The organism is Promicromonospora sp. NPDC052451 (assembly GCF_044547525.1).
GTDB lineage: Bacteria > Actinomycetota > Actinomycetes > Actinomycetales > Cellulomonadaceae > Promicromonospora.
Genome location: NZ_JBIUAP010000002.1, coordinates 59,110 through 77,689, shown reverse-complemented (window position 1 = coordinate 77,689; position 18,580 = coordinate 59,110). Strand labels below are relative to the sequence as shown.

Sequence of the window (18,580 nt, the reverse complement as noted above, 5' to 3'; positions counted from 1 at the left end):
CAGCCAAGCATGTTGCATGCGACGACTTGATGCCCACCCGTGCGGAGACGCGGCCGACTTCGTCACTACTGCACGCGACCCTGGATCCCGGTCACGGTCGGGTGGATCCTTCTGGACTCCTCCTGGGCTGGCCCGTAGTCCGGCGCAGATAAGCTCTGGCCGTGGAAATCAAGGTCAACGAGGGACAGTTCGTCGAGACCACGACGGATCAAGGGCTTGATCGCCGGGTGTCCGGTGAGTTCATCGGCCCGCGCGGCGAGCTGGCGTCGTACGCGTTCGGCTGGGTTTCGGCCGCGGACTCCGGGCGCGTCTCCGTCGGGATCGGCGCCGGGAACCCGGGCGGCGCAACCATCCACGCAGCGGTGTTCCCCCACGACGGGGACATCGCCTACGCCTTGGTCGACGAACCCTTCGAGACTGTGCCCCAGGGCGGCCCGCACCTGACCGCCGTCGAGGCCAGGGAGCATGAGGATCTTTCGTTCATCTGGGCTGTGATTGATGCCGTGATGGCTCTCGACAGCCGCGCGGGATGGCTAAGGCACTGCGTCCTTGGCACAGCCAGCATCGCCACGGCCGAAGTACTGGCTGGCGGGGAGCCGGTGCTGTATGTCTCGCACGACGGCGAGGATGGGATGTGGCAATTCATCGGGACGTCTGACGCGACCGTCGAGAACGGAAGGGTCGGCCACCTCCACCACGTCGTCGAACTCGACGCCACGCTGATCGAGGTACTGAACCTCGGACCCGGTGAGCACGCCATCCGCACACACGTAGGCGGCCCATGGACCAGGTCCGACGCGAACGAGCGACGGCGAAGGCGTGGCCTGTTCGGACGTCGCTGACCTGCGGGCTCGGTCCCGGCACTCACAGGCCTATACGCCGGGTTTCCCCGGCAGGCTTTACGGCTTGTCCGGGGCACTCGGCGGGATCGGCTGAGAACGTTGGAATTCTGCGGCTCGCGAGCGTTGGGAGCCTTGGCGTCCGACGGCACTTCGTGGGGCTCTTGCGGACTCCCTGCGGACTGGGCGCGGACTGCGAGTAGTCAGGGCTAGCGTGCATCTGCCAAGTGCAGACGCTGCTCACCAGAGCGGCGTCTGCCGCCACTACGCTTCGCATATGGCACACGGAACAGGCCTTCACGGCGGTCCAATGACAGACACCGGATGGGTCCGATGAGCTTCCGCTTCCCGTCCGAAAGCCCGGCAGAGATCATGGCCTACAACAGACGCCTACGGGCCCAGGGCACGTTCCTCCTCTCGATCCTGATCCCCCTGTTCTTCGCGATCACAGGCATGCCGTGGTTGTGGGTCGTGATCTTTTCCGCGCTCTCCGCTTTCTCGGGCATCCCGACCTTCACTATCTGGATCACTGAGCGACGCTGGGCACGCAACCTAGCCCGCGCCGGGGCCGGACTGCGCCCCCGCTTGATCACACTGGTCTTCACCCTCGGAGCCGCGATCCTGCTGCAAGGGATCGTCGGCATGACACTTGGCACCTGGCCTGCCACAGCCCTCGCACCCGTCGTCTACGCCGTCGAATTCCTCATAGCACGGGAACGTGTCGGCACGCCGGCGACAGAAGCGGACAAGCGGTAGGGCAAGAGCCTCCGGCACGCACGCCCAGGAATGAAGCGGGGCCTTGGGGTTCCCAGTAGAGCTCGAAGTCGGACCTGGGGGACGGCCGGTGCTGGCCACGTTGGGATCGTTGGAATCTCGCGGTTTCCGCGTTGGCCAGTGCCGGTCGGATCGGGCTAGCGCCGAACACCTTGTGGACTTTTCCTGGACTCGGCGACGGACGGCGACGCCGCTCATCTTGGGTGGCAGGATCCTCGTATGAGTGAAGCAGCCCTGATCGTGCTGCCCTTCTTCTCAGCGCTGCCGGTACGGGGTCCGGCTAGTCGTGTCGCCCGTCACGGAGTGTGCGTACCCATTGGATGCGGCGCTGAGTGTCAGTACCTCATGGCAACCTGGACACATGAACGAATCAGGTGTCCGCGTCGTCGTCGAGGCTGACGGGGTCGAGGCGCGCATCAGCGATATTCCTGGAGTGCTGGACGAACATTTGATCGACTGGTGCGTGACCACACTTGGAGCTGCGGCGATCGATCCCTCCACCGTCCGGCTCGTTCTCGCTGACGACTTCGTTGCTTCGGTGAACCAGCGCATCCCCGGCGCCGAGCAGGTCTTCGACCTGCAGCGAAATGACGGGATGGTTGGGGCGAAGACGATGGACGTGGGTGACAACCGCATCGATGTACTGTTTCCCGCTGGCCTTTTCAACCGGGCTCTGCCAGGGGGCGATCTGGGCAGACGTGCGCAACTCGTCATGCGGACGCTTGCGCACGAGGGCAACCACGTCGCGATGATGCAGGCGGGTGAAGGGGAGCGCGACTACCCCGGCGAGCCCTGGGCCCGCAGGAACTACCTGCTCATGGCGGACCAGACGATCGGCGAGTACAGGGCAGAGGCGGCAGTTCCACGGCACCTTCGTGACGATGAGCCCGGTTGGGTACCGGCTGAGGTGATGTTGACTCTCCAGGCGGCGCTGACCCAGATAACGACGATCGACTACCAGCAGCATCTGGACGTCCGCTTGCTCTGCAATACCGTGCTCGGCGAGGTCTTGTCCGCGTGGAAGGTGCTGGGCGTCCACCTAGCACAGGGTGGTGATGCACCAGCCCAGAACTCGCTGTGGGAGGCGATGGCGGCACCGCATTGGGAGACGTTCACACGTATCCTCACGGACTGTCCGGACGCCAGTGTCCGTGTGCCAGCCGCGTTCCTGCTGGATGCGACGGAAACTCTGGCAGGCGAGTTTCGACAGTGGCTCGGGACGTTGGGGTTCGCGTTCCGTGACAGCCAAGACGGCTCAGAGTTCCGCATTAGCGACTGGAGCCTGTTTGCGTAGCCGTGCCCTGAGGTGACTCCGGCACGGGATCCATTGGACTCCGTCACGTGGTGCGTGCCTTACGTCGCAGGCACCCTGCCCGCCCAGTTCCCATGGGCAGACCACGGCTTCCATTCCAGGTAGTGTTCCGCCGGGTGCGCCGATCGAACTCGCGTACGAGCGCGCCGGCGAGATCATGGTCGACTTCGCGAGCGCATCGGTTGTTCGTGGATCGCAGTCCAGACATTTGGCACGGTATAGCAGGCGCGACAACGGCTGGGAGCGTTGGAATTCCAACACTCCCGGCCATTGGTTGCGTTCGGGTCGGACGGACTCGCGCGGACTTCTTGCGGACTGGCACCCGGGCTATGTCTTAGAGCTCGCACGGGAGGGGCATCAAGGGACGCGCGCGATCCGACCTCTGGCAGCTAGATCCATAGGGCGAACAGGATGCCTCCAAAGAAGATGATCGTCGCGAGCACCCAGTTGCCCGCAACGAGGCTCCAGATCACAGCGGCCATCCAGAACACGAGGCCGCTCCATGCTGCGAGGTGCATTCGGAGCTCGCCCGGCACCAGTCTGGCTGAGGCAACCGATGCCCGATGGCCGCGGACGACGATATTGACACCTACGAGATCCCCGACCTCTATTGCACGAGGTTCGCCGTCGACGAGTACCGAAGCAACCCCCCGGCGTCGTGCCTTGAGGAGCTGAGGCGGAATCGCGACCGCTGAGGTCTCGTCTCCGAGCTCAACACGAATGCCATCTTGGTGGGTGATCGCCAGCACACGGACGGGCGCCAGTGCCGGTGGACCATAAAAATGGATCTGCAAGGGCTTCAACGCGTCGAAGTGGCTCGATGAGATATCGGAACCACCTGTGCTGGTCAGAGACAGGGTGACCAGAAACGGCGCCTCAAGCATTTGTCCGTTGAGCGCTACCGAGACGTGGTCGTCTGGGAGTGCGTCACCTCCGACAGGGACGTGCTCGAAGGAGACTCGAAGCTCGGCACGTCGCGTTCCGTACAGGCGCGCAGCCACTACAGATGCGCCGCCGGCAACAGCGGCGATCAGCATGTTGCCGATGTCGACCCAATCCACAGGCCTGAGTGTGGCGGCTCAAGCAGCCGCTGCATAGGGCCAGGCGCGTCCTGCGACGCATGTTGCACGCTCTCGCCGCGCAGCCGTTAGCGCGCGAGACCACGATGCGGTGCGTCTGTTCCGTCGCCGAGCAACAGGACCTCATGCAGCGGACCACCGATCGCTGGGCGCCAGGCGGCGGGTGCAGGCGAAGAGCGAATGAGCGACCCGTACGCCGGGTTTCCCCGGCAGGCAGGCTCTATGGCCTGTCGGGGCACCCGGCGGTAGGGGCCGAGAACGTTGGAATTCTGCGGCTCGTGAGCGTTGGCGGCTTCGGGGTCCGACGGCGCTTCGTGGGGCTCTTGCGGACTCCCTGCGGACCGGGTGCGGACTGCGATCGATTGGCGGCCACGGCCGCACGCCAGATCGCGTCCACACCGTCCATCAGTCCAACTCCTCATCGGACGTGGGCCCGCCGTGGTCGGGCCGCTGTTCCGCGAGCGCAGGGAGGGCGGGCTAGACCTCCGCGAGGTGATCGGCCACAACCTCGCGGGCCCCGGCACCGCGAGAACGTTAGAATCTCTAAGACCCCAGAGGGTCGTGATGCGTTGATGTGGGCGGCATCAGACAGGCCCAGACGGCCGTCATGTGTACCGAGGATCAGTCGTCGTCCAGCATCGAGCGGCGGTCGCCGACCGCGCCGTAAACTGGCGGTGAAGCAAGCGAACCCGCTCCGACCAACATCTCCATCAGCACGTAGGGTGTGCTGCCCGAGTGGTCGTCTTGCAGCAGGGCCTCCGCTAGCGCTCGCCGTACCGGTCGCGCATTTCCCTCTCGGTCCGAGCAAAATCGCGACACGCCTCGTCCAGCAGCAACGTGACAGCTTGCACTCCCACTAAGCCAGATGGCGTGACCACGCCTGGGCAAGTGAGCATCGCACTGGTAACTTGGTGCAGGGCGATCAAAGCGCCCTGTGCGGAGTCGGCCAGACCCCTGTTCGTCCTTCCCGCCAGCTTGACCACGCCATCAGGGCCGCTCCTTCGATTGAGGCGGGATCCCTTCGGGTTGGCGTGCACCTCGTGGCTAGCCCAGGTGTAGTAGGGCCGGAGATGGTCCAGTCCGGCGATCGCCTCCAGCTCCGGAAAGGTACGCCTCCTGAGGCCGGGCAGGTCGCCGGCCCAGCCGAGTTTTCGGTTCATGTCAGGGAACAAGGTGGTTGCTTCATCGCGAGCAGCCTCGATATTCGCCATCTCTTCGCCACTAAGCGGCTCCACATTCAGTTGTGAGGCATACTTTTGATACTCCTGCGCGTCCATCCAGTTGGTAACATGGTCGAAGGCGAGATATCGCATCCCGATATCCCTAAATCCAGGGTGACTTCCGAACTTGCTGAGGACAAGGGCCACTACAGCGAGTTCATGGAGGGTGCGGGATCGTGCATGCGCCCCCATAGGAAAACCCGCTTCCAGCAGTTCGTGCACTTCAAGAGCAGTCCGGCACGCGCGGGCGTGAAGTCCGCTGACAGCCTCCAGCAGTGCCTTCTCATCCTGATCCAGGTCAGCCTCGCGACCCGCACGGTACCCCTCCTCGCCGATCTCCTCGCACGCAACGGTGATGCAATAGAAGAGATCGAGTGCACTACCCCAGCGCCGGTACAACCGCTTCTCAAAACTCGCGTTACGGCGGCGCTGCTCGAACTGCATCCGAGGCGCGTCTTCCTTCAGTGCTGACGCAATCCGCTGATGAATATGTGAATCGCTCAGCGCCTCTGACGCAATGTCACTTAGTAGGCGCTGAAGCTCATCGGGGCCCTTTCCGAGGCCCGCAAGTTCCACCGCCCCTTTGTAAAGGGCTTCGTAGTAGGCGGTGTCCAGCCCATCGCTTCGTCCCGAGAGCCGATGGATCCGTCGCTTTGCGGACCGAACGCCATGTCGGGCAACCGCGAGGGCGATGCGGATGGGACGTCGATTGTTCACAGCGCCATGTTGGCACAGCGTTCCACCCGAATAGTCGTCATGGAAGCGCTCCGGATCCACAGCATCGGCCCGGTCACGGCAAGCACGAAGCACGCGCCATACCGACATCAACGGTGGCGACAGTGACGACGCCAGCTGTGACGGTGGCGGTCGCTCGATGGCGGTTAGTGGACCGATGCAGTGTCCCGGTCCGCATCAATGACCTCTTCTTGCTCTTGAGGCTGTTTGTCCCCGCGCGGCATGCTCTCGACGAAGCCCTCGTCTGATTCAAGCGCGAGATGTAGGCCGTCTCCGAGCCACGCCACCAGTTCCCCACCGTTGGCCAAGCGTAGACGCACCCAGGGGTCGAGGATGACGGCTTCGCCGTTGTCGTTGGGGTTCGTAGAGAACAGCGGATCGTCCTCGTAGCGCCGGAAGTAGTCCCATTGCTCCTGAACGTACCAGGAGACGCTGGCGAGGCCCCCGAGGTCGGGGTGAAGTTCGAATCGACTGCTGGCGTAGTGCGCCCAGACTGTCACGCGGTCTCCTCTTCGATTGGTCCGAAGGTGCTGTCGCCTCCGTAGATGAGCCGATCGTAGACGTGGCAGACATCGTCAGCTGGGAACCCTCGCTCACTGTGTCGACAGCGACGTGCACAGCACCTGCATACGGAACCTCACGACCGCCCTCCCGGCTTACATCCTGGCCGCATGGCCGACTGTCCGCCAGGGGCGCCGGTGTGACGCGGCGCAGCCGGAAACTGGGGCGACACTTCCAGAAAGCACATCGGATGTGAACAGCCGCCCGGGGTCCGATCGTTGGGATACTCCATCGGTAGGGTGCCAACAACTGCAGAGCAATGGAGTGGATCCTGCCCCCGTCCGACTTTCACCCAGCCCAGGTACTGCGAGCCAGGAGCCAGGGGAATAAAGTCCGAGGATGCCCAACGACACGCCATGCCGCCAGTGCGGCTCCCCAGTCCGCCTGGTCTCAGTCCGTGATCGATCTCTTGCTGGCAACGGAACGCACGTGACAGATCCTCAACGACGTTGCACCAATCGGCAGTGCATCTCCAACTCGCCCGACAAGCCCCTGGCCGGATCCGAGCCGTAGACATGATCCGACACACAGGGCCGGGTAGCCAGGAAGTAGTTCGCGGTTCTGGAATTAGGTCGGGCGTCTTTAACCCTTGGCGGATGCACACGAAAGTACAGGAGTAACTCCCGTACGGACAGAAGAATCTGAGCCCAACAGTGCTCGCGCGGTTTCCATCCCAGCATTCCTTAGTCAGAGGGAGCTACGGCAATAACGTTGCGGATAGATTTCCTGCCTGACCAAGCATCGAAGTCGAAGTCATCTTCGGCAAACGCAAGCGCCGTATCGACGACGAATTTGAAGCAGCGGGAGAAGATGGACTCCTCGAAGTCAATCCCATCGCGACGATGCAGATGTGCAGACCCGTCGAGCGTATAGACAGCGATAGGCGCGTGCGCGTTGAAGAAGGCGTAACGACGCATGTCCACGCCCAGGGCTAGCATTTTGACCCACTCGTCCAGATTCTCAAGCCATTTGAACGCAGAATCGACGGTCTTCCCAGCATCTCTGCGCTCGAAGACAGACGGCATAAATGCTGGTTTCGTAGAAAACAGACTCTGGCCAGAATGCCGAATTTTCCTGCCTTCATAGTCACGCACGACGCGGTCAAATGCAAGTCGCAGTTCGTCCATAGCCCCCTGATAATTTCCGTCATTCCAACTACTTTGACTTGCTTCGAGATGGCCGCGCGCGGAGTCATCTCGGACAAACAGCAACAAGCTCACCTGGTCGATCGATATCGAAAACACTCGCATCGAAAGTTCGTTAACAAGATTCTCAGAGTTCTGATAGTGCCGAGCAATTGTCATGGATGCAGCCTGATTGCCATGGTGCTTGAAGTTTACCCTCGCCAAGTTCATGGCAGCCGCACCGGAGCGAAATCCAGCGATGGACGGTTCACCAGTTACGACACCGGCTACAGAATCGAATATCTGCAGAAAATCTCCCCGAGCAGGAACCGGGATGCGCTTACGCTCGACAACAAGGCCAAGCATAGACTCAACAGCGTCCTGCATACTCCCGAGCGCTAGTGAGTTAAGTGGCGCCGGCTGAGACGCCTGCTGTGCTGCGTGCAACAACTGGTACCGGATCAAACTCAAACGCTCAGTCTCGTGCTGCTGCAGGCCCGTGGGCGACTCGGACAAATCCAACTCCTTCCTTGCGGGCTTCTCTGCCGCGATCGATCGCCACATTGAACAAGGCTGGCCCTGACGATAGCCTCGTTTACACAAAGATTGCGAGCGGCACAACCCGAAAAGACTTTCCGGAAACTCGCGATCGCAGAGTCATGTTTAGATGCCCAGGGTCAAACTCTTCGTCACCGACGGCTTTCTTGCTCGACTTTGCGATACCAGCCATTGCATCCGCCAGCCAATCAACACCCTCCGGAGCGATCCGCGATAGCACCTTGTTTCGGTTCAGAAGTGGGACATCCTCTTCAACACCGGACACGACTTTACCCAGCACCGTAAAGGTCCCGTCGAGAATTCGGTCCTCATCTTCAACGGCAAAATGAGCAGAATCGCAGATCGTAATTGCTGTCACGGCTGAGTCTCCGGACCCAATCTGTCCGTAGTACTCGCGTGTCTTGCTTGAACGAAAATCGGAGATCACCGCATCCGCAACCTCTGCCGCCAGAGCGCCTCCCGACTCAGACTCTAGTCGAACTGCCTCCGCAGCCATTTGGACCTTCTCGTAAGAGTCATAGCCTGAAAACTTCCGCGTCGCACTGTTTGTAATTACTTGTCGAGCAATTGCGGCCACGAGGGACGGTGTTATGACGTCCGTAAGAACTGTCAGCTCGTTGGGTTCGAACGCTGCACTGAATTCGACAAAGTTCCCAACATCGACAGAATTCGCGTCGTCGATCCCCTTGATGGGTTTGATCATCCCAGCGGCCTTCAATTCCGACCGAATTAGCCTCAGGTAGTACGACTGCGAATAAACAAAACTCTGAGTGGCGCGGGATCCGGTGTTGACCGTCTTCTTTCCACCGCGTTCATGCTTTACTCCTGCAGCAATTGCAACTTTCGCAAGCACAGGCAGATCTGCGCCGCCCTCCCCGCTCGCCGAGAGTTGCGTCGATGACTCTTTCTCACCGGAATCGCTGGACTCAGTCTCCAGCACTTCCTCGGTTACAAGCGGGCGGTCAAATAACTGCTGCAGGACGCCAGCTACATGTTCGGCGTGCTGGTAGATCGCGAGCGCGGGGACCTGAGTGTTTGTCTCTTCTTCGCTGCTTTTCCGCCTCGGGGACACTTATCCCACGCTCCCTTTCGCGAGTGCCAATATCGATAGTGCCGGATTAGGGCTAAGCCTGCTCGTGCCAGCCGTTGGTGCTACCTGCCCAGGCTGCATCAGCTACGCGGGCCGCGAATGACGTCTTAATCCCGGAGTCAGAGCTGTCGACCCACTTCTGCACATGCTAGTAGCCAGCCGCCCGATACTCCAGGGCCCGCGGAAGGCATTCGAGCTTGTCCGCGCCCAACGTCTCCTTGGCTTCATATTCGATCACCGCGATCTCTTCATCAGTGGCCGGCCGAGCGCCTGAAGATGTGCTCGCCAAATCCGCGCTCCCGCCACGTCTACTCTGTCCGAAGGCGCTCCAGTGACCACGTGGACAAGTCTAGGCTCGTCGCTGGCTCGCCCCTGCCGCTGCGGCTGGTCATGATGTCGGCCTAGACGGGCTCTGAAACTTCGGCTCTTCCCGAGCCGAACCCCGCTGCACGGCTCACGTTAACGCTCCGACCGGCCATCAGGGGTCGACTGCACCGCTCGGGACGTCGTACTGTCTGTGTGTTTGCACGGTGCTGAGTTGATCTTTGGTCGGGGACGGCGAGCCGCGAGGGGACCGCTATGGATTCCAGTGCAGTCGCTCGCATGAAGGCTGACCTCGGGCTGATGCTGGCTGACCTTCGAGACGCGAAGGGCTGGAGCCAGCAGCAACTGATCACTGAGGGACAGGTCCGTTCGTCGCGCTCGTCGATCGCGAACACGGAGACCGGACGCCAGTTCCCGGACGAGCGATTCTGGGCGGAGTGTGACCGGGCGCTCGGCGCGCAGGGCGAGCTTCTTGCTGCCTACCACAAGGTCAATGAAGCGATCGAGGCGCAGCGGCAGAGCGATGTACAGGCCGCTCGTTCGCGCCTCTCTGGGCAGCACACTACTTGGATGGTCGATGCACGTGGAGCGACAGCTTCGGACGTGAGCGTGCAAGTCTCACCTCCCCAGGTGGGACCCACCGATGAAGTCGTGGAGGCCACTCGATTCGCGTCGGCACTGGCCGGAGGCGCTGTAGCGTCCGAGGCGCTGGAATTCACTGATCTGGAGATACAACGGCTCTCCGAGCGCTTTGGTTCTATGCCTCCAGGCGCAATGAAGCGTGATCTACGGTTCCTGCAACGTTCGGTATTCAGCATGATCGAACGCAATCGCTTTCCGGAGCAGACCCGGCACCTCCATCTTCAGGCTGCGCAGATCACTGGTTTGACGGCGCACCTCCTAATGGACCAAGGAAACTACGCCGGGGCACAAGCGATGGCGAATGTCGCATGGCTGTGCGCGGAAGCCGCCGGGCACCCCAACTTTATGGGCTGGGTGCGAAGCGTCCAATCACTGATCGCCTACTGGAACGGCAACTACGCCGGTGCTGCCGCTCTCGCAGCAGACGGCATGGACCACGCCAGAAGTGGGACGATCACAGTTCGACTCCCCGGGCTGCTGGCACGTTCACAGGGTAAGGCGGGATACCGGTCTGCCACCCTGAGCGCGATCAACACCGCAGAGGAGGCCCGGTCACGCGTGGTAGCGGATCACCAGAACTCCAGCACCGATAGCGGGCTCTTCACCTTTCCTGAACGCAAGCAGGCCGGGTACGCGGGTACCGCACTCCTCTCCCTAGGCAGCCGCCAGGACATCCCCCGAGCGATCGAACAGAGCAACCGGGCGGTCCAACTCGAACTCGAACGCTCGGGAGGGCAGGCGGCAGGTCCGGACATCCTCGCGGCCTACCTCGACCTCACGACTGCGCACCTAGCAACCGGCGACCTGGACGGAGCCGTCTCCACCGTTCAGCCCGTACTGGCAGCAGACGACCATCACATGACCGCCAGCATCCGAAAGCGTCTCGCCGAGCTGGAAGGTGTTCTAACCGCTGGACGCTACCTGCGCAGTGCACTAGCGATCGGGCTACGGCAAGAACTCGTGGAACTGCGCGCAATCACCGACACGAAGCCTGGGCACCTGAGCGGCGAGTCATGACCAGCGGCGGCCACTCCATATCCGACCGGTCGATCATCGCGACGAGCGCATACGCCGACGACCGGCACCTCCAGTCCAGGCAACATCTGTACGACTTCCAGACCCCCGTCTACGACCTGCCCGGCATCACGCTGGAACGCCTCAGCGACACTGACCCCACGGTGGTCCTGGACGTCGGGTGCGGCAACGGCCGCTACACATCACGCTTCCGAGACCAGTTCCCGCGCGCCTCGGTGGTGGGCATCGACCTTGCGCCCGGGATCCTGCGCGCAGTGGGTTCGCCGGCAGTGGTCGCTGATGCTGCGCATCTGCCATTCGCTACTGATTCGGCCGACGTCGTTCTGGCGATGCACATGCTGTACCACGTCGAGGACGTCGAGGCTGGTATCCGGGAACTGGCGCGGGTCCTTGGCCCGTGGGGGACAGCCTTCGTGTCAACGAACGCTATCGAGGACAAGCGCGAGCTTGACGAACTCTGGCGTCGGGCCGCATCCCGGGTTCTCGACACTCCGAACCCTCCTGAGCGAATATCGCTGTCCCGCAGGTTCCCACTGAACGCGGCGCCGACGATACTGAGAAGGCACTTCGGCTCCGTCGAGACCTATGAACTCCCAGGGACGATCCGCGTCACGTCACCTGATCCGGTCATCAACCACCTGGCGTCCTACGAGTCCTTCGCACGCAAGAGCGGTGTCCCGTTCCACCGAACAGTGAGAGCGGCCGAATCGCTACTCCAGGAGCATCTGGATCAGCACGGAGAATTCACCATCTCCTGCCTCAGCGGCATCATCGAATGCAGGTCCGCACGAACTGACCAGCAGTAGATCGCCTGAGGTAACGACCGCCACGTGATCGGTGACCGTTGTGAGGTTCCGACGTCTCCTGTCAACGAAGTGTCGGTGTGATGTCGGGCGCTTGTCGACAAAGCCCGACACGGATGAACTGGCATCTCACCTTGTCACACGTCCCCCTGGACGGTTCAAGCACCGGAGTTGCCATGACACCCAACCTGATGCCGACGACCTCAAAGGCTCCGGCACTGCTGGAAACGTCCCCGCTCGTGGTGCTGCGCATTGTGACGGCGATACTCGAACTGGTCGGCCCGGAAAAGGTCGAGCTGGTGACCTTCACGCGTGATCGCATCAGCCTCCACCCGGTGAACCTCGAAGACGGGGAAGGCATCGCTCGCCTGCTCGGCTGCGATCTTCCGTTGGACCATCGAATGTTCGTGCCAGGACACACCCTTTGGACGGGCGTGATTGACGGCCTGGAGGTCCAGGTGCGGTCGGCCCTGCGTCAGGTGGTGGCCCGATGAACGCGCCGACGACAACCTGTGCGCGGACGATGGTTGCTCTCGACATCGACGGGACCCTGGTCGACGGTGAGCAGCGGGTACCTGCGGGCACGGTCGAGGCCCTGGACCTGGTCCGTTCGGCGGGCCATGAGGTCGTGCTTGCTTCGGGTCGGTCGCTGGCCGGGCTTTTGCCCATCTCGACGCGGCTGGGCCTGACGCACGGGTGGGCGGTCTGCTCCAACGGCGCCCTGACCGTGCGCCTGGACCACTCGGCGCCGTCCGGGTATGACGTGGTCGAGGCGCGCACGTTCGACCCCGCACCCGTGATCCGTCGTGCCCTGGACGTCATGCCGTCCGTGCGGGTCGCGGCGGAAGAGGTGGGGTGGGGGTGGCGCACCAGCGGCACGTTCGAGCCCGGTGAACTGAACGGTCAGCAGAAGACCGTCCTGCTGGCTGACCTGATGGCCGAACCGGCGACGCGGGTCGTACTCTCGGCGCCCGGCATCCGCCGCTACACCGACTCGCTGCGCGCCTGTGGAGTCACGGTCGCTCCGCAGGGTCCGGACTGGCTCGACGTGACCGCCCCGGGCGTGAACAAGGCCGTGGCCCTCGACGCCATCCGTGCCCACCTGAGCGTCCCTGCGGGTCGCACGGTGGCGATCGGGGACGGGGTCAACGACCTGGACATGCTGGCCTGGGCCGGACGTTCGGTCGCGATGGGACAGGCGCCCGCGATCGTTCGCAGCGCGGCGACCGAGACCACTGGCAGCATCGATCAGGCCGGACTGCTACCCGTGCTTGCCTCCCTCGTCCCGGCCGTGGACCACACGCTGTCTCGGCTGGCCGCACAGATCGCTACCGCCGAGCGCACCGCACCCGGTCCGGTGATGCTGCGGGTCTGGCACGGCCGCGGACCAGACCTGGCCCGGTGCGAGGCCTGGACCCTCCAGGACGGCCGCTGGGCCCGCCACGCTCCGATCCCGTCCGGGGTCGGGGTCACGATGCGAGCGATCGAGACCGCCGCTCTGGACGCTGGCATGCCCTACCCCCGTGGTGAGGAGGGCCGCCGCAGGGCGCAGTGGCGCAGCGTCACCGGCGACGGCCCCGCTGGGTTCGAACTCCCCCTGAGCGGCCTGTAACAGGGCCCGCTGTCGATCTTGCGGCCAGACACGCTGCTGCACTACACGCCGCAGGACGTGCCTGGTCGCGGGGCCCGCCTTCCCCCGGGGCGGGCATCACCCCCCAGGCGGGCCGGGACCATCGCCCTGGTCCCGGCCCGCACTCCACGCTACCGATCCGCACCTGGAGGAACTGATGACGGTCACCAGCCCGCCTCCCAGCTCCACGCGACGGACCAGCCTCGGCTTCGTGTGGCTGGAGATCACCGGCAAGTGTCAGTTGGAATGCATCCACTGCTACGCCGAGTCCGGCCCGAGCGGCACCCACGGCGCCATGCAACGCAGCGACTGGTTCGGTGTGATCGACCAGTGCGCCGACCTCGGAGTGGGCATGGTCCAGTTCATCGGCGGCGAACCCACCCTGCATCCCGATCTTCCGGCCCTGGTCGAGTACGCGCTGGACCAGGGGCTGGAGGTGGAGGTCTTCTCCAACCTCGTCCACGTCTCGAACCGCATGTGGGACACGTTCACCAGGCCCGGGGTGCGGCTGGCGTGCTCCTGGTACTCCACCGACCCGAAGCAGCACCTGCTGATCACGAAGCGGAACACCCACGCCCGCACGAAGGCGAACATCACCAAGGCACTGGCCCACGGTGTTCCGCTGCGGGCTGGGATCATCGGCATGCTCGACGACCAGAACGTCGCCGCGGCGACCGCTGAGCTGGAAGCACTCGGCGTGGCGGACGTTGGTGTGGATCATCTGCGGCAGGTCGGGCGCGGTACCCGTGACCGGGACGCGAGTGTCGGCGAGCTGTGCGGCAACTGCGGGGACGGCGTCATCGCGGTCAGCCCGACCGGCGACGTGTGGCCGTGCGTGTTCACCCGGTGGATGCCGGTCGGGAACATCCACGACGCCCTCCTGACCGACATCCTCAGTGGGCAAGCCCACGCCGCCGCGACGCAAGAACTGCGGGCAGAGTTCGAGGCTCGCGCCGAGCCGCAGGGGTGGGGCGAGAAGTGCAACCCGGACTGCAACCCGACGTGCGCACCGCACCGGTGCGAACCGACCTGCGCACCCTCGTGTGCTCCCGCGAACTGCACACCGACGTGCTCGCCCAAGTGCAGCCCGAGCTGTTCACCATGCGCGCCGAACGGCCGGTGCTGGCCCTACTTCCAGTAGCAGCACCCCGGGACGCGACTCAGTCCGCGTCGGCCCGGAGGCGGTGCACGAACCGGTCCGGGTCAGCCAGAAACGCGCGCATCGTGACCACCGGCAGGGCGTCGTCGTACTCGATGCGGTCGAAGCCGTGCTCGTCCAGTTGATGGATGACCGCGCCCGGGATCGCCAAGAGGATCGGGGAGTGGGTCGCGATGATGAACTGCGACCCACCCCCCGACAACTCAGCTACCCGGGCCAGGAGCGCCATGCACCCCGTCACTGACAACGCCGCCTCCGGCTCGTCCAGCACGTAGAGCCCCCCGGTGCCGAACCGGTGGGTCACCAGGTCCAGGAACGACTCACCATGGGACCGCTCGTGTGGGGAGACACCCCCGTAGACCGGCAGCAGCGGCGGGGTGTCCGGCTCGTCGTGAAGCCGTTCGATCTCGGAGGCGACGTTGAAGTACGACTCGGCGCGCAGGAAGAACCCGTCCCGAGGCCGGCGGCCCGGGTGCCGCACCAGGCGCAGGTGCTCAGCCAGCGGGACTTCGGCGTTGCGGGTGCTGAACTGAAAGTTGCGTGACCCGCCCTCGACATTCAGACCCGCGGCGGCAGCGATGGCCTCCACGAGCGTGGACTTCCCGCTGCCGTTGTCCCCACACAGCAACGTCACCGAGTGGTCCAGGTCGAGCACGTGACCATCGGCCAAGGCCTGAACGGCAGGGATGGTGAACGGCCAGCCCTCTACCGGGAGCCGGTCCGCGCGGGCCTCACGCACGTACGGTCCGCCTGCGGTACGGGTGCGGGTCATGTCAACATCGTGCCGTATCCGCCGAGACCGCAGTACCGCGACACGTGATCGCCGTTGACAGTCAGGACGACCCGACCGGAGGCAAGGTGGAGACCACGAAAGATCGGGCAGCGCGACACCTTGCCCAGGCGGCCAAACGGCTCGGCGTGGCTATCCAGGGCGCTGTCGTCACCGGTCACCTCAACGGCACGGCCGGTGTCCGAACGTCGGGTCCCGCGTGGCTCAGAGTCGCGGTCCTGAGCACGGAGCTGTCCACGGACGACATGTGGGACGGCATCGCTACCGCGACGGGAGACCCGTTCGACGCCGTCCCCATGCCGCACGTGCTGCGTTCGGTCGAGTGGACCGATCAACACCTCCGGGTTCGGGCAGACCTGCTGACCTACATCGACCAGCCCACGATCGGGACAGGGTTGGTCCTAGAGCACGAGCCCGAGCTGACCGACCCGTGGTGGGCGAGCCTTCACGCCAGCCTCGAACCCCTCAGACAGATCGAGAGGACCAAGAGGATGGCGGTCAACCCCCACCGGTTCCAGGCCGAGATCCTGCGATGGTTCGGCGTCCAGATCGACCGCGACCGCATCCAGTGGGAGGTCGCCCATGGAGACCTCCACTTCGGCAACCTGACCGCCCCGCGCCTGTGCATCCTGGACTGGGAGAACTGGGGCTGGGCACCCGCAGGCTTCGACGCGGCACACCTGGCGTACTCAGCAATCCTTCACCCCCGCACCGAAGCAAGAGCCCGGACCGAGTTCGCAAGAGTGCTGGATACGTACTCCGGAGCCGTGGCAGAACTCGTGGTGGCGACCAAGTACCTGCGACTGGTCGAGGCGCGCCCACACCTCGACATCGCCGCATCTGTCCGGTCGCGCGCCGAAGCTGCGACCCAGCATCGGCTGGCGTGACCACACCACGGAGCACGGGCAAACGACTATCCGCCGTGACCCGGCGCTGGATGCCCGTCCGCGAACGGGCCTGGTTGTCGCGAGCCTCGGATCCGGGAGCCCTGTCTACCTTTCCTTGCGTTGAATTTTACCGCTCCAGATGGACGGGGGCTAGCGAGAGAAAGAACTTCCCCACCCGGGATCCGGACTCAGTCTTCTAATCATCCAATCAGCAAGTTTCTTGGCCATCTCATACAAGTCCAAAGCGCGACGATCCCCCAGTCCATCGCTTTGACCGTGAGCGATGGCGTGCCGCTTGGTGATTAGCGCCCCTAGGTCATTGCCGAGTTCGCCGTTTCCCTCGCTGAGCATCAGTTCAAACTCCTCGACGAATCCCGCATCGAACCGTCCCAGCGTGGTGCGAATGTTCTCGACCGAGGGGTTGATGCTCCGACTCAGCCATGAAAGAGAGTAGGACCGAGCGGTTCCATACGACAGCTCCTGAAGATGCCCCATCGCACAACGATGCATGACCTGTTCAAGGTAGCCGCAAGACCGAACAACGAGAAATCTCACGAGCCACACCTGTTCGTCAACCGTCCGATGCGCTGGCCGCTCGCGAACAGATTCGGCGAGTTCGTCGAGCGACCGCTCCAGGGAGAGGAGATCCGGCGGGGGCCACCGGAGGCTCTTGGTCATTTGGCAAACGCTGCTGTCGCGATACGAAGCCGATTCCGCACATTCTCCTCAGTGTCGGTTTGTGTGGAAGTCGCCTCGGTGAACTCACGGTTGGCGCGTAGTGCCTTGAGACTGTCCTTGACCTCATCGGGGGTGATGGAACCTGCCGAAGCAACGCTTCGCATCGCTCCAACCATCACAGCGTCGAAGGTTGCAACATTCAAACGGGCACGGGGAGGGCGCAAATACTCCCGCGCACCAGCCTCGTCAAGAGCTGTGATCGCCTTGGTGAAGTGCTGACGGATGTCTTCTGCTGGAAGCTTGCTCAATGAGCGATGCCGCCCCAGGAAGGTGTTGAGGAATCGCTTGAGGGGCCTGAAGTACTCCTCCGAACTCACATAGAGCGCGACGACTCGCAAGAGGAGTTCATGATCGCGGACCCTCGGTGACACAGAACCGTAGATGTGTCGCCACGATTCGATCTCATTCAACTCGCCGAGGAAGTCCACAAACTGGCCGGGATAAAGCGCGATGCGAATCTCGTGTGGAGTCAACTGAGTGCCACCCGAGTTGAGCCGTTCGAAGATCTGGTAAATGGACTCGCGAGACTCGGCGCTACCGTCCGTCTTCACGATCGTCGCCTGAATGAAACTGTTGTCGAGCGTACGCTTCTGCTCGGGATCTAGAGTCTTATACGTAAGGCCCTTGAACTCTTCGGCGACATTTTCAAGTGAGAACTCCCGCTTGCGGTGCAAGCCGTTGTAGAACGCTTGCAGGGTGCGCAGACGCTGTTGCCCGTCGAGCACCAGGTACCGCTTGTCCGCCTGCTGAACGAGCATAATCCCAGGAACGGGAAACCCGAGCAATAAAGATTCGATAAACCGGTCCATCTGCGGACGCGTCCAAACGAAGCTCCGCTGGAACGCGGCGAGCTCGACTTCCTCGTCCCCGTGCCCGAAGCTCGGGATAACGATGTCTTGCCTATTCAGACGCCTCACGAGTCCCTCGGCGTCAAAATCAGTGCCTTGGTAACTCACTGCTTCCGCTTCACCCTCAGATTCGACAGCGGCCTCCCGCTCCTCGTCTGTCAGGTCGTCAGGATCCACAGCTGACAGATCCTGATCATCGTCGATCTCGCTGGCTGTGGGACTGTCCATGCTCATGTGGCCAAGACTATCGGCCCTAGCAGATCCCAGACCGGCGAGGATCTAGTGTCGCGCGTCGTAAGTGACCTGATGGTTGGCGTTCGAGACGATGAGGCCATCCGCCGCGGCGTCTTCCAGTCCGCCCCCACCTCAGTGCCAGGATCCGCGCCCTCATAGCGCCTGGAGCGACCGCTCCCACCCCTTCGCCTGATCCAA

At 63.3% G+C, this 18,580-nt stretch carries 17 protein-coding genes; 9 read left to right on the top strand and 8 right to left on the bottom strand.

Translation table 11 applies throughout. The features are described from left to right. Positions 1-161: 161 nt before the first annotated feature. The 3 genes from ACIG47_RS03205 (at position 162) to ACIG47_RS03195 (ending at position 2,907) form a co-directional block, all read left to right on the top strand. Positions 162-842 carry a hypothetical protein gene (locus ACIG47_RS03205; protein WP_397429578.1) on the top strand — a complete coding sequence of 227 codons (681 nt, stop codon included), beginning with the start codon at positions 162-164 and terminating at the stop codon, positions 840-842. Between the two features lie 330 nt (positions 843-1,172). Next, positions 1,173-1,595, top strand: coding sequence for a hypothetical protein (locus ACIG47_RS03200; protein ID WP_397429577.1), 423 nt, complete (start codon positions 1,173-1,175; stop codon positions 1,593-1,595). Between the two features lie 379 nt (positions 1,596-1,974). Beyond that, complete coding sequence (locus tag ACIG47_RS03195) at positions 1,975-2,907, top strand: hypothetical protein (RefSeq protein ID WP_397429576.1); 933 nt, start codon at positions 1,975-1,977, stop codon at positions 2,905-2,907. Positions 2,908-3,314: 407 nt separating this feature from the next. On the opposite strand, the gene ACIG47_RS03190 is transcribed toward ACIG47_RS03195, so the two are convergent. The 5 genes from ACIG47_RS03190 to ACIG47_RS03170 form a co-directional block, all read right to left on the bottom strand. Next, entirely contained in the window at positions 3,315-3,986 is a 672-nt protein-coding gene (locus ACIG47_RS03190) for a hypothetical protein (RefSeq protein ID WP_397429575.1), read from the bottom strand. 779 nt (positions 3,987-4,765) lie between these two features. Further along, positions 4,766-5,941, bottom strand: coding sequence for a DUF5677 domain-containing protein (locus tag ACIG47_RS03185; protein ID WP_397429574.1), 1,176 nt, complete (start codon positions 5,939-5,941; stop codon positions 4,766-4,768). Between the two features lie 164 nt (positions 5,942-6,105). After that, a complete protein-coding gene (locus ACIG47_RS03180; RefSeq protein ID WP_397429573.1) occupies positions 6,106-6,459 on the bottom strand; it encodes a hypothetical protein in 354 nt (117 codons plus the stop codon). Between the two features lie 744 nt (positions 6,460-7,203). Beyond that, positions 7,204-8,208, bottom strand: a complete 1,005-nt coding sequence (locus ACIG47_RS03175; RefSeq protein ID WP_397429572.1) for a hypothetical protein — start codon at positions 8,206-8,208, stop codon at positions 7,204-7,206. A 31-nt stretch (positions 8,209-8,239) separates the two neighbouring features. Beyond that, entirely contained in the window at positions 8,240-9,274 is a 1,035-nt protein-coding gene (locus tag ACIG47_RS03170; protein ID WP_397429571.1) for a hypothetical protein, read from the bottom strand. 621 nt (positions 9,275-9,895) lie between these two features. Between ACIG47_RS03170 and ACIG47_RS03165 the strand changes: the two genes are divergently transcribed. The 5 genes from ACIG47_RS03165 to ACIG47_RS03145 all read left to right on the top strand — a co-directional run bounded on the left by ACIG47_RS03165 (position 9,896) and on the right by ACIG47_RS03145 (position 14,867). Next, on the top strand, positions 9,896-11,275 hold the full coding sequence (locus tag ACIG47_RS03165) for a helix-turn-helix domain-containing protein (protein WP_397429570.1): 1,380 nt from the start codon (positions 9,896-9,898) through the stop codon (positions 11,273-11,275). After that, positions 11,272-12,099, top strand: a complete 828-nt coding sequence (locus ACIG47_RS03160; protein WP_397429569.1) for a class I SAM-dependent methyltransferase — start codon at positions 11,272-11,274, stop codon at positions 12,097-12,099. Before ACIG47_RS03165 ends, ACIG47_RS03160 begins: the two co-directional genes overlap by 4 nt. A gap of 173 nt (positions 12,100-12,272) precedes the next feature. After that, positions 12,273-12,590: a hypothetical protein gene (locus tag ACIG47_RS03155; RefSeq protein WP_397429568.1), complete on the top strand. Its 318-nt coding sequence runs from the start codon at positions 12,273-12,275 to the stop codon at positions 12,588-12,590. 29 nt (positions 12,591-12,619) lie between these two features. Beyond that, complete coding sequence (locus tag ACIG47_RS03150; protein ID WP_397429567.1) at positions 12,620-13,708, top strand: HAD family hydrolase; 1,089 nt, start codon at positions 12,620-12,622, stop codon at positions 13,706-13,708. 229 nt (positions 13,709-13,937) lie between these two features. Then, positions 13,938-14,867 (top strand): radical SAM protein, encoded by a 930-nt coding sequence (locus tag ACIG47_RS03145; protein ID WP_397429566.1) that lies wholly within the window; start codon positions 13,938-13,940, stop codon positions 14,865-14,867. 19 nt (positions 14,868-14,886) lie between these two features. Here ACIG47_RS03145 and ACIG47_RS03140 read toward each other — a convergent pair whose 3' ends face one another. Continuing rightward, positions 14,887-15,657: an AAA family ATPase gene (locus ACIG47_RS03140; RefSeq protein ID WP_397429565.1), complete on the bottom strand. Its 771-nt coding sequence runs from the start codon at positions 15,655-15,657 to the stop codon at positions 14,887-14,889. Between the two features lie 44 nt (positions 15,658-15,701). On the opposite strand from ACIG47_RS03140, the gene ACIG47_RS03135 reads away from it, so the two are divergent. Next, positions 15,702-16,562, top strand: a complete 861-nt coding sequence (locus ACIG47_RS03135; protein ID WP_397429564.1) for a phosphotransferase family protein — start codon at positions 15,702-15,704, stop codon at positions 16,560-16,562. Between the two features lie 150 nt (positions 16,563-16,712). Here the strand turns inward: ACIG47_RS03135 and ACIG47_RS03130 are convergent, their stop codons facing one another. Then, positions 16,713-17,240 (bottom strand): HEPN domain-containing protein, encoded by a 528-nt coding sequence (locus ACIG47_RS03130; RefSeq protein ID WP_397429563.1) that lies wholly within the window; start codon positions 17,238-17,240, stop codon positions 16,713-16,715. Continuing rightward, entirely contained in the window at positions 17,237-18,382 is a 1,146-nt protein-coding gene (locus tag ACIG47_RS03125; protein ID WP_397429562.1) for a DUF262 domain-containing protein, read from the bottom strand. Before ACIG47_RS03125 ends, ACIG47_RS03130 begins: the two co-directional genes overlap by 4 nt. Positions 18,383-18,580: the final 198 nt, after the last annotated feature.

Bases quoted from the DNA above. Each gene is read 5' to 3' on its own strand.
- ACIG47_RS03200 (WP_397429577.1), top strand. From the start codon at position 1,173: ATGAGCTTCCGCTTCCCGTCCGAAAGCCCGGCAGAGATCATGGCCTAC.
- ACIG47_RS03160 (WP_397429569.1), top strand. From the start codon at position 11,272: ATGACCAGCGGCGGCCACTCCATATCCGACCGGTCGATCATCGCGACG.
- ACIG47_RS03140 (WP_397429565.1), bottom strand. From the start codon at position 15,657: ATGACCCGCACCCGTACCGCAGGCGGACCGTACGTGCGTGAGGCCCGC.
- ACIG47_RS03150 (WP_397429567.1), top strand. From the start codon at position 12,620: ATGGTTGCTCTCGACATCGACGGGACCCTGGTCGACGGTGAGCAGCGG.
- ACIG47_RS03130 (WP_397429563.1), bottom strand. From the start codon at position 17,240: ATGACCAAGAGCCTCCGGTGGCCCCCGCCGGATCTCCTCTCCCTGGAG.
- ACIG47_RS03175 (WP_397429572.1), bottom strand. From the start codon at position 8,208: ATGTGGCGATCGATCGCGGCAGAGAAGCCCGCAAGGAAGGAGTTGGAT.
- ACIG47_RS03195 (WP_397429576.1), top strand. From the start codon at position 1,975: ATGAACGAATCAGGTGTCCGCGTCGTCGTCGAGGCTGACGGGGTCGAG.
- ACIG47_RS03125 (WP_397429562.1), bottom strand. From the start codon at position 18,382: ATGAGCATGGACAGTCCCACAGCCAGCGAGATCGACGATGATCAGGAT.
- ACIG47_RS03165 (WP_397429570.1), top strand. From the start codon at position 9,896: ATGAAGGCTGACCTCGGGCTGATGCTGGCTGACCTTCGAGACGCGAAG.
- ACIG47_RS03155 (WP_397429568.1), top strand. From the start codon at position 12,273: ATGACACCCAACCTGATGCCGACGACCTCAAAGGCTCCGGCACTGCTG.